At 68.9% G+C, this 10,042-nt stretch carries 10 protein-coding genes, 2 tRNA genes and 1 pseudogene; 7 read left to right on the forward strand and 6 right to left on the reverse strand.

The annotated features are described in order from the left end of the window. Positions 1-179: 179 nt before the first annotated feature. Together sppA and ASD47_RS21250 are read right to left on the reverse strand one after the other, a co-directional pair. Positions 180-1,967: a signal peptide peptidase SppA gene (gene sppA, locus ASD47_RS21245; RefSeq protein WP_056760956.1), complete on the reverse strand. Its 1,788-nt coding sequence runs from the start codon at positions 1,965-1,967 to the stop codon at positions 180-182. 188 nt (positions 1,968-2,155) lie between these two features. Continuing rightward, positions 2,156-2,232: transfer RNA gene (locus tag ASD47_RS21250), tRNA-Pro, on the reverse strand. A gap of 170 nt (positions 2,233-2,402) precedes the next feature. Between ASD47_RS21250 and ASD47_RS21255 the strand changes: the two genes are divergently transcribed. Continuing rightward, positions 2,403-2,476, forward strand: a tRNA-Gln gene (locus ASD47_RS21255). 144 nt (positions 2,477-2,620) lie between these two features. Here the strand turns inward: ASD47_RS21255 and ASD47_RS21260 are convergent. From ASD47_RS21260 to ASD47_RS21270, 3 genes are all read right to left on the reverse strand, one after another. Next, entirely contained in the window at positions 2,621-3,091 is a 471-nt protein-coding gene (locus ASD47_RS21260) for a MerR family transcriptional regulator (RefSeq protein WP_235526059.1), read from the reverse strand. 77 nt (positions 3,092-3,168) lie between these two features. Further along, positions 3,169-3,567, reverse strand: a complete 399-nt coding sequence (locus ASD47_RS21265) for a hypothetical protein (RefSeq protein ID WP_056760961.1) — start codon at positions 3,565-3,567, stop codon at positions 3,169-3,171. Positions 3,568-3,808: 241 nt separating this feature from the next. Then, positions 3,809-4,372: a TetR/AcrR family transcriptional regulator gene (locus tag ASD47_RS21270; RefSeq protein ID WP_056760964.1), complete on the reverse strand. Its 564-nt coding sequence runs from the start codon at positions 4,370-4,372 to the stop codon at positions 3,809-3,811. 175 nt (positions 4,373-4,547) lie between these two features. Between ASD47_RS21270 and ASD47_RS21275 the strand changes: the two genes are divergently transcribed. Genes ASD47_RS21275 through ASD47_RS21290 form a run of 4 tightly spaced genes read left to right on the forward strand, consistent with a single transcriptional unit; the run spans position 4,548 to position 8,424 of the window. After that, positions 4,548-5,576 carry a phosphotransferase family protein gene (locus ASD47_RS21275; protein ID WP_056760968.1) on the forward strand — a complete coding sequence of 343 codons (1,029 nt, stop codon included), beginning with the start codon at positions 4,548-4,550 and terminating at the stop codon, positions 5,574-5,576. 12 nt (positions 5,577-5,588) lie between these two features. Continuing rightward, positions 5,589-6,887: an acyl-CoA dehydrogenase family protein gene (locus ASD47_RS21280; RefSeq protein WP_056760971.1), complete on the forward strand. Its 1,299-nt coding sequence runs from the start codon at positions 5,589-5,591 to the stop codon at positions 6,885-6,887. Next, entirely contained in the window at positions 6,884-7,651 is a 768-nt protein-coding gene (locus tag ASD47_RS21285) for an SDR family NAD(P)-dependent oxidoreductase (protein ID WP_156402367.1), read from the forward strand. The genes ASD47_RS21280 and ASD47_RS21285 overlap by 4 nt, the downstream gene beginning before the upstream one ends. After that, complete coding sequence (locus ASD47_RS21290; RefSeq protein ID WP_056760975.1) at positions 7,648-8,424, forward strand: SDR family NAD(P)-dependent oxidoreductase; 777 nt, start codon at positions 7,648-7,650, stop codon at positions 8,422-8,424. The genes ASD47_RS21285 and ASD47_RS21290 overlap by 4 nt, the downstream gene beginning before the upstream one ends. Here ASD47_RS21290 and ASD47_RS21295 read toward each other — a convergent pair. Further along, positions 8,400-8,966, reverse strand: a complete 567-nt coding sequence (locus ASD47_RS21295) for a MarR family winged helix-turn-helix transcriptional regulator (RefSeq protein WP_056760977.1) — start codon at positions 8,964-8,966, stop codon at positions 8,400-8,402. The genes ASD47_RS21290 and ASD47_RS21295 overlap by 25 nt on opposite strands. A 127-nt stretch (positions 8,967-9,093) precedes the next feature. On the opposite strand from ASD47_RS21295, the gene cysQ reads away from it, so the two are divergent. Continuing rightward, a complete protein-coding gene (gene cysQ, locus ASD47_RS21300; RefSeq protein WP_056760980.1) occupies positions 9,094-9,903 on the forward strand; it encodes a 3'(2'),5'-bisphosphate nucleotidase CysQ in 810 nt (269 codons plus the stop codon). Then, positions 9,900-10,042 (forward strand): annotated as a pseudogene (locus ASD47_RS26825) (hypothetical protein); the annotation flags it as partial. The gene cysQ and the pseudogene ASD47_RS26825, both read left to right, overlap by 4 nt.

A 10,042-nucleotide genomic window follows, 5' to 3' on the forward strand; every position in this document is an offset into this window, starting at 1 on the left:
GGGTTCCATCAAGACCAAGATCAAGCGCGCCGGCTGGGATGAAACCTTCCTGCTCTCACTCCTGGGTCATATGCGATAGCCCTGCCCACAGGGGGAGGGTCTTGGTCCCCCCAGGAGGCCTCAAAAAGAAAGGCCGCCCGGTCGCCCGGACGGCCCTTGTCTTGCGAGTGAAGCCGGAGCTACCGAACCGGGGTATCGGCCAGCACCGACGCCCCGCTGGGGGTCGAGCGCAGGCGGGCCTTGGCCATCTCGTCCAGGATCGATTGCGAGCGCGGGTCGCCCAGCAGCCAGGCCGAGGCGGCCAGAGTGCGGACCGAGGTCTCGCTGACGCCCAGCATCTTCTCCAGCGCCTCGAACGGCGAGTTGGAGCCGCCGACCTTCTTGAGCTTCACCTCGCCCTTGAGGTTGGCCAGGCTCTTGGCCTTGTCGACGGCCTCGTAGAAGCCGCCCAGTTCGTCCACCAGGCCCAGTTGCTTGGCCTGGACGCCGGTCCAGACCCGGCCCTTGGCGATCTCGCGAACCCGGGCCTCGGGCAGGTTTCGACCCTCGGCGACGCGATGCACGAAGCCGGCGTAGATGCGGTCCATCCAGCCGGCGAACCGGGCCCGCTGCTCGGGCGTGAAGCCCTGGCCCGTGCCGAACGCGCCGGAATAGTCGCCGCCGACATGCACCTGTTTCACGTCGACGCCGAACCGCGCCAGGGCGTCCCCCAGGGCGAACTTGCCGCCGAACACCCCGATCGAGCCGGTCAGGGTGGTGGGCTCGGCGACGATCGCCGAGGCTCCCGAGCTGATCCAGTAGCCGCCCGACGCCGCATAGGTGCCCATGCTGACCACGATCGGCTTATTGGACTTCTTCGCCGCCTTCACGGCGGCCAGGATCTGTTCGGACGCGGTGTCCGAGCCGCCGGGGGAGGAGACCCGGAACACGATCGCCTTGACGTCCTTGTCGTCGATCGCGTCGTACAGGGCCTTGGCCACCTGGTCGGAATAGATCGTGCTGTCGCCGCCGAACGGCGAGCCGCCTTCGCCGCTGCCGGTCATGATCGCGCCCTCGGCCGAGACGACCGCGATGGTCGGGCCGGTCTTGGCCGGAGCCTTCTTGGCGCGGGCGGCGTAGTCGTCGAAGTCCAGCAGCTTGGCGCCCTTGCCGGCCCGCGACAGCATGGCGTCCTGGGCGTCCTTCACCTGGCCGACCCGGTCGATCAGGCCCTTGGCCTTGGCCTCCTCGGCGCTGTAGGGGCCGGCCTCGATGGTCTTGATCAGGGCGGCCGGATCGACCTTGCGGTCCTGGGCGGCCGTGGTCAGGGCGGTGGTGTAGACCGAGCCCATCCACGACAGCGTCGATTCCCGGTGGGCCGGGGTGTAGTCGCTATAGAGGTAGGGATTGACCGCGTTCTTGTACTCGTAGCGCTGCTCGTAGTCGGCCTTGACGCCGTACTTGTCGAAGAAGCGCTTGAAGAACATCTCCTCGCTGGCCGCGCCGACGGCCTGCAGCGAGCTGTCGGGCTGCATCCAGAACTCGCTGGCCGCCGCGCCGAGCATATAGGTCGAGGTCACCAGGCCGGAAGGATAGAGCCCCTGGCTGTGGGCGAAGATCGGCTTCTTGCCGACCGCGCGGAAGTGTTTGAAGGCCAGGCGCAGCTCGTCGGCCGAGGCCGGAGCCATGCCGCCCTCCGGCAGGCGCACCAGCACCGCCTCGACCTTGTCGTCGGTCTCGGCCCGGCGCAGCGTCTCGATGATCGACATCACCGACTGGCCGCCGCCGCCGCCGAGCGCCGCGAACGGGTTCTGCGGCTCCTGGTCGGACAGGCCGCCGCGCAGGTCCAGCTGCAGCACGGTGTGGGCGGGAACGGGGGCGGGCCGGGCGGCGCTGGCCGCCATGACGATCAGGAGGAAGGGGACGCCGACCAGGAACAACACCAAGCCGACGAAAACGCCGGCCACGGTCATGAGAAACTGCTTCATCGGACGTCCTGCTGCCTCGTGTCGCGCAAGCTAGTAGCGACCCTGGCGTCGCGGTCAAATGAACTGCGCGCAACCCTTGGTCTCACAAGGCCGCGAAGTTTACGAGCAGGCGTCGAGCCCGCCGCTCGCCCCCTCGGCGAGGGGCGACGCCGCGACGTCTTGTTCTCTTGGAAATCTCGGGAAAGGAATGGTCGGAGTGGCAGGATTTGAACCTGCGACCCCTGCGTCCCGAACGCAGTGCTCTACCAGACTGAGCCACACTCCGACTTGGAGGGCGGCTTATAGACAGGCCCCGGCGCTCTCGCAAGCGCCAAAAATCCCTCCACAAAAAGAAAAAGGGCGGGAAAAAAGAAGTTCAAAGCGGCGTTGCATCCATCCGACTCCTGCGCTATCTCCACCGCCTCGCCGGGCCCAGACGGGTCTCGCCGTTCCTGCTGGGGAATGGTGTAATGGTAACACTGCGGTTTTTGGTACCGTCATTCTAGGTTCGAGTCCTAGTTCCCCAGCCACTTCCCCCCTGCCAGTCGACATCGCGAGACATGTCCGCGGCCGCCGCGCCGGCGGGCAGGCGCCAACGTCAGGATTGGTCGGAGAACGCCGTTAAGCCCTGCACTGGTGCGCAGGGCTCTCGGCATCGATATTCGGCGTCTGGCCTAGCCGGCTTCGCGGGCGGCTGCAGCGCTTTCCGCCGATCGCATGAAGCGGCCTGAGCGCGGCGGTTCGGACCGCGGCGCGGTGGTCGGGCCGCCTTCGTCGCGGATGTCCATCGTCTTGATCAGGGCGACAACCCTGGCCAGGGCCTGCTTCTTGTCAGCCAGCACGGCGTCCAGGGCCTGGCGAATCGCCAAGGCTTGGACGGACGGATCCGATCCCTGCCTGACGATCCCGTCGATCACGGCGAGAGGCACGTCGACTTGCCTCAGGCGGACGATGGCTTTCAGGATCTCCACGGTCTCCAGATCATAGGCCCGCGCGTTGCCCGTCGTGCGCTCGGAGCGGATCAGTCCGACGTCCTCGTAGTGGCGCAGGGCGCGCGCCGTCACGCCCAGTTGCTCGGCCAGGTCGGCGATCATCACCAGGCGGCGTGGCCCGGCCTGGGCGCTAGGGGTGGGCCGTCCCGTCATCATGAGGACTCCATTTGCGAGGGGTTTGGGAGGGGGTGTCGCGGAAACCCGGCCCGACGGCGAGGCGGCGCGGGCGGTCAACGACGACGTCCCCAGCAGGCCAGGCTGGCCAGACGGGTTCCCTGATCGTTCCGCCGGGAAGACAGCTCACGAACGCCGCCGTCGACGTCGAGCTGCACGACTCGGCGGCCGACGACGACCGTCCAGTCGTCGATGATCTGAAACGAGTCCGGCCGACGGGTGGTCTGGGTCGCGAGCCAGCGACCCACGCGCCACAGGCGGACCGCCTGGTCGCCGCCGGACGCGAGATCTCGGCCTTCGAACCCGTCGCGAAGCAGGGCCAGGCTCGGGGGCGTGGCCTCCGGCAGGCGCTCGACCAGGGCCGTCGCGAAGGGAGCCCACTCGACACACGACGCCGACCCGTCCGGCGAAGCCTCGTCACGGACCTGATCATGAACCCTGGCGCCAAGTCGCACGGCCGTCCCTGCGGATCGAGATTGGAAAAACAGGCGCCGAGACGACGATGCGGTCTCGGCGCCCAGGTTCCTGGCGAACCGAGGCGCCAGGGAACAGCGACCGGGAGGAAAGCTGTCGAGACTCACGAAAGGCCAATGGCGAGGCGTCCACAAGTCGCCAGCCGCCTCGGCGCCGTGCTTAGCGCCCTTGCGATATCGAAGGCTTGCGACGCGCTCGCTCGGCTCCTGCGATCCGCGGCGTTCAACCGCGCAGGAAGGTTGCCAGGTCCTGGGTCAGGATGACGATCCCGGCGTCCAGGTCGGCGCCCCAGTCGGCGAAGGCGGCGTGCAGGCAGAATTGCTCGATCTTGAAGACCAGCAGATGCGCGGCCATCCGGCGCCGACGTCCGGCGGGATCGGCGCCGAAATGGAAGGCGGGGTGGCGTGCGCCGACATCGTCGAACAGGGCGTCACGCTCGCGGGCGATTTCCGCCAGGAAGCTCGGATCGGAACCGATCACCAGGTTGAACAGCGACAGGGCCGCGCGGCGATCGCTGAAGACCTTCATATAGCGGCGAATCCAGCGCTCCAGGCTCGCCTGGTTCGCGTCGGCGCCCAGATCGGCGAGGCGATGATAGAGACGCCGGTGCGCGGTCATGTCCTCGACCAGCAGGTCGCGCAGCAAGGCGCGCTTGCTGTCGTAGTGCAGATAGAAGGTCGCCCGCGCGACTCCGGATCGCAGGGCGATCTCGTCGATGGTGGCTTCCGTGTAGGGACGTTCGGAAAACACCGCCCGGGCGCCCTGCCGCAGGCGATCCCGCGTCACCGCGCGCTGAGCCTCTCGAAGGGTGGGCGCCTTCGCGGCGGGAGCAGAGGCGTTCAAGAGCAAACCCGCAAATAGCGGAGGCGCGAACATCGCCTCCTCGATGGATGCTGGACTATCATATATTCAATAGACTGTCAGTCTTGCGAAAGGAAATGGACGCGCTCACCGTTCCGGCATGACGAGCGATGAACAGATACGGCTGACCGCCTGGCTAGACGTCCACGCCCCCGCCCTGGGGCAAGCGGCCCTGGAAACCCGCGTGCTCAGCGGCGGCGCCAGCAATCTTGTCATGGCGATCCGCCGGGGCGGTCCCGAGGTGGTGCTGCGCCGGCCGCCGGAACGGCCACGCCCCGACAGCGAGAAGATCATCGCGCGGGAGGCCAGGGTGCTGGCGGCCCTCGCCGGGACGGACGTGCCGCACCCGCGTTTCATCGCCTATTGCGACGATCCATCGGTGATCGGCGTGCGCTTCTACCTGATGGCCCTCGTCGACGGCTGGCTGGGCCACGGCGAGCCGCCGCCCGCGCCGTTCGATCGACCGGGCAAGAGCCGCCGCGATCTGGGCTTCGCCTTGGTGGACGGCATCGCTCGGCTGGCCAATGTCGACTATCGCGCCGTCGGCCTGGAGGGGTTCGGCAAGCCCGAGGGCTTCCTGGAACGGCAGGTCGAACGCTGGCGTAGCCAACTGGCCTCCTACGCGGAAACCGAGAACTACGCGGGGCGGGACCTCCCGGGCCTGGCCTACGCCGCCGACTGGCTGGCGGCCAATACGCCTGAGGCCTCTTCGCCCGGGATCATCCACGGCGATTACAGCTTCGCCAACTGTCTGTTCGAGCGCGCGGCGCCGGCCCGGGTGGCGGCGATGATCGACTGGGAACTGGCTACGGTCGGCGATCCGCTCCTGGACCTTGGCTGGGTCTGTTATGGCTTCCGTGGGCGGAACGATCCCAATCCTGCCGGCTATTTCGACGCCGCCGATTTCCCCTATCGCGAGGAATTGGCCGACTACTACGCCGACAGGACGGGCCGATCGGTCGAGCATCTGAGCTATTACATGGTGCTGGCCCAGTACAAGCTGGCCGTCATCATGGAGCGCCACTACGCGCGCTTCCGAGGCGGACGCCAGGCCCATTCCGCCGACTCCGAAAACTTCGTCCTCCGCCTGGCCGCCAAGGCCGGCGAGATGGCGCGCGGCCAAGCCTAGGGAGGAAAGCCCATGGTCGATTTCAGCATCGCGCCCGAGTTCGAGGAAAAGCTCGACTGGGTCCGTCGCTTCGTCGCCGAGGAGGTCGAGGCGATGGACCTGGTGTTCGACCAGATGAGCGCGCCCTACGACCGGAAAAACCAGGCGGCGAGGGCGGCGCTGGCCCCGCTCCAGGCCGAGGTCAAGCGGCGAGGCCTCTGGGCGGCGCACCTGCCGGCCCATGACGGCGGCGCCGGGGTCGGCCAGGTCAACCTGCTGTATCTGAATGAGATCCTCGGCCGCACCGACTGGGGCCCGGTGGTGTTCGGCTGCCAAGGGCCCGACAGCGGCAATTCCGAGATCCTGGCCGCCTTCGGCACGCCCGAGCAGAAGGCGCGCTATCTGCGGCCGCTGGTGGCGGGCGAGGTCTATTCCTGCTTCTCGATGACCGAGCCGACCGGCGGCGCCGATCCCACGCGGCTGAGGACCCGCGCCGTCCAGGACGGCGACCACTGGGTGATCACCGGCGACAAGTGGTACGCCAGCCACGCCCAGTACGCCGACTTTATCATCGTGGCGGCGGTGACCGATCCGGACGCCCAGCCTCACCAGCGCAACACCCTGTTCATCGTCCCCCGCGACACGCCGGGCCTGGAGATCGTCCGCGAGGTCGGCTTCTTCGGCGAGCCCGAGGGCGTGGGCGGCCATCCCTATATCCGCTTCGACGGCCTTCGCCTGCCCGACAGCGCGCGGTTGGGCGGGCGAGGGCAGGGCTTCGCGGTGGCCCAGGCGCGGCTGGGCGGCGGCCGCATCCATCACGCCATGCGCGCCATCGGCCTCTGCCAGCAGCTGATCGACATGATGACCGAACGCGCTGTCAGCCGCGAGGTGGCCGGCGGCAGGCTGATCGACCTGCAGAGCGTGCAGAACGACCTGGCGTCCAGCGCCATCGCCCTGCGCCAGTTCCGGCTGCAGGTGCTGCACGCGGCCTGGATGTTCGACGCCGGCCTGGGCCACGGTCGCGAGGGCCGCCTGGCCGTGGCGATGGTCAAGGTCGCTACCGCCGACATCACCAAGGACATCGTCTGGAAGGCCATGCACCTGCACGGCGCCCTCGGCGCGTCGAACGAGATGGCGTTCGGCAAGTATCTGGGGCTGGCGGCGATGTTCGGCATCGCCGACGGGCCCACCGAGGTGCACCTGGCGTCGGTGGCCAAGGCCCTGGCGCGCGACGTCGAACCGCATGTCGGCTTCTTTCCGAGCGGCCATTTGCCCAGTCGGCGAGCGGCGGCGCGCGCCAAGCTGGCGTCCTATCTGGAGGCGGCGGCGTGAGCGGCCTGGACCTGACGGGCAAGGTGGCCCTGATCACCGGCGGCACCCGCGGCCTGGGCCGCGCCATGGCCCTGGGCTTCGCCCGGGCCGGGGCTGACGTCATCGTCTCCAGCCGCAAGCCGGAGGCCTGCGAGGCGACCGCCGCCGAGATCACGGGCCTGGGCCGCCGCGCCGCGGCCCTGCCCTGCAATGTCGGGCGCTGGGACGAGGTCGGCGCGCTGGCGGAAGCGGCCTGGGCCGCGTTCGGTCGCCTCGACGTGCTGGTCAACAACGCCGGCCTGTCGCCGGTCGCGCCCTCCAGCGTCGAGACCAGCGAGGCGCTGTTCGACAAGGTGGTGGCGGTCAACTTCAAGGGGGCCTTTCGCCTGACCGCCCTGGTCGGGGCGCGGATGGCCGCCGGAGCGGGCGGCAGCATCATCAATGTCTCGTCGATCGGCGCCTTGAAGCCCTCGCCGTGGATCGCGCCCTATGCCGGGGCCAAGGCGGCGCTGAACGCCATGTCCATCGCCCTGGCCCAGGAGTTCGCGCCCAGGGTCCGCGTCAACGTCATCTCTCCTGGCGGCTTCCTGACCGACATCGCCGGCGAATGGGCCACGGAGGCGGAGGCGCGGCGGAGCACGGCGCTGAACCGCTGGGGCGACCCGGACGAGATCGTCGGCACGGCGCTCTATCTGGCGTCCGACGCTTCAAGCTACACCACGGGCGCGAACATCCGCGTCGACGGCGGCTCCTTCTGGGACCGCAAGACCGGAGCAGACCCATGAACCTGGACGGCAAGGTCGCCATCGTCACCGGCGCGGCGGGCGGCATCGGCCTGGCGATCGCGCGGCGCTACGCCCGCGACGGGGCTCGCGTCGTGGTGACCGACCTGCAGGCCGAGCGCGGCGAGCACGAGGCGCTGGCCATCCGGACGGCGGGCGGCTGGGCGCGTTTCATGGCCTGCGACACCGCGGACGAGGCGGCCGTCGAGACCTTGGTCGAGACGGTCGAGACCGAAGTCGGTCCGATCGACCTCGCCGTCTGCTCGGCGGGGATCAGCAAGGGCGGCCAGCCCTTCTACGACACGACCCTGGAAGACTTCACCAAGGTCCTGTCCGTCAACCTCGTGGGACCGTTCATCGTCGGCAAGGCCGTGGCGCGTCGGATGATCGCCAGCGGCGTCAAGGGGGCGATCATCCACATTTCGTCCGTCGGCGCGGTGCTGGGGGTCGAAACCTCGCCGGCCTATTGCACCAGCAAGGGCGGGCTTTCGATGCTGACCAAGGTCATGGCCCTGGCGATGGCCAGGCACGGCGTGCGGGTCAACGCCATCGGTCCGGGACCGACCTGGTCGCCGATGACGGAGGCGGCCCTGGACCAGCCCGCCATCGACATGATGCTGTCGCGCACGCCGCTGGGCCGCTTCGCTGAGGCCGATGAGGTGGCCGGCGTCGCCGCGTTCCTGGCCAGCGAGGATTCCTCCTACATCACCGGCCAGACGCTCTATGCCGACGGGGGCCGTCTGGCCTTGAACTACGTGGTCTCCAAGCCGGCCTGATCGTCGGCCGGGACCGACGCCAGCAGCAGGCCCAGAAGGTCGGGCAGCACGGCCTCGAGCCGGGCGCGGCGCTCAGGATCGAGATTGGCGATCGCCCAGTATTCCGGCGGCGCCTGGTTTTCGATGATGTCGGTCATCCGGCGATTGCCCTCGGGGGTCAGCTTGACGATGACGCCGCGGCGATCCTCGGGATTGGGTCTTCGGGCGACATAGCCCAGCGCCTCCAGCCGCGCGATCGGCTTGGCCAGGCCGGGCAGGGTGACCCAGTGGGCGCCTTGAAGCTGGCTTGGCGAAGCCTCGAACGGCGGTCCGAACCGCTTCAACGCGCCCAGGATCGCGACTTCGGCGTGGGTGAGGCCGTTGGCGGCCGCCACCCGGTCGACCGACCGCTGCACCAGCTGGCCCAGCTGCAGCAGCTGCCAGCGCACGGTGGCCGCGAAAGGATCCAGCTGCGGCCACACCTCCAGCCCGCCGACCAGCGCGTCGTGTCCGGGGACCTCGTCGACGGTTCGGGGCGGCGGATGGACGATGGTCTGGCTCATGGGCTCCTCGCCATGTTGCGGCGCCGCGATCGCGGACGCGATGAGCCGCGTCGCCGACAACGGAGAGGTTCGCCCAGTCCGCCGAAAAATACTACACCAGTTTAGTAAATCGCCCGGGAGAGGCCAGATGCTGGATGCGTTGATACGGATCGCCAAGTCGGCCGGAGACGTGATCCTCGACCTCTACGCCCGCCAGGACGTGGGCGTCAGCGTCAAGGGCGACGGCTCGCCGGTCACCCTGGCCGACGCCGCGGCCGAAGCCGTGATCCTTCGCGCCCTGGCCGAGCAGTTCCCCGATATACCGGTCGTCTCGGAGGAAGCCGCCGAAGCCGGCGAACTTCCGGACGTCGGCGATCGCTTCTTCCTGGTCGACCCGCTGGACGGCACCAAGGAGTTCATCAGCCGCAACGGCGAGTTCACCGTCAACATCGCCCTGGTGGAAGACGGTCAGCCGTGCGTCGGCGTGGTCTATGCGCCGGCGCTGGGCGTCATCTATGCCGGGGCGGGCGGGGCCGCACGGACCAGCGTGCTGGACGCCGACGGCGCGTTCGGACCCTGGACGCCGCTCGAGGCCGGCCGACCCTCCGCCGCCGGCCTGCGCGTCGTCGCCAGCCGCAGCCACATGGGGGCGGAGACCAGCGACTATCTGGCCCGGTTCGACGTTGTCGACCTGGTGTCGGCGGGCTCGTCGCTGAAGCTGTGCAAGGTGGCCAGCGGCGAGGCCGACCTCTATCCGCGCTTGGGGCGGACCATGGCCTGGGACATCGCCGCCGGCGACGCGGTGCTCAGGGCGGCGGGCGGCATGGTCCGCTGCCTGGAAGGCAAGCCGTTCAGCTACCGCCTGTCGCGCGTGCCGGGCGACAGCGCCTTCGCCAACCCCTGGTTCGTGGCCTCGGGAGCCTTCGATCCAGCCAGCTTGGAAAGGGCGACGGCATGACGATGAACGCGCCGATCAACACCGCCGCGATGGCCCTGTCGGCTGCGCGTCTGACGCATTTGCAGCGACTGGAGGCGGAGAGCATCCACATTCTTCGGGAGGTGGCGGCCGAGTGCGAGAAGCCGGTGATGCTGTATTC

It is taken from the genome of Caulobacter sp. Root1472, assembly GCF_001426985.1.
Lineage (GTDB): Bacteria > Pseudomonadota > Alphaproteobacteria > Caulobacterales > Caulobacteraceae > Caulobacter > Caulobacter rhizosphaerae.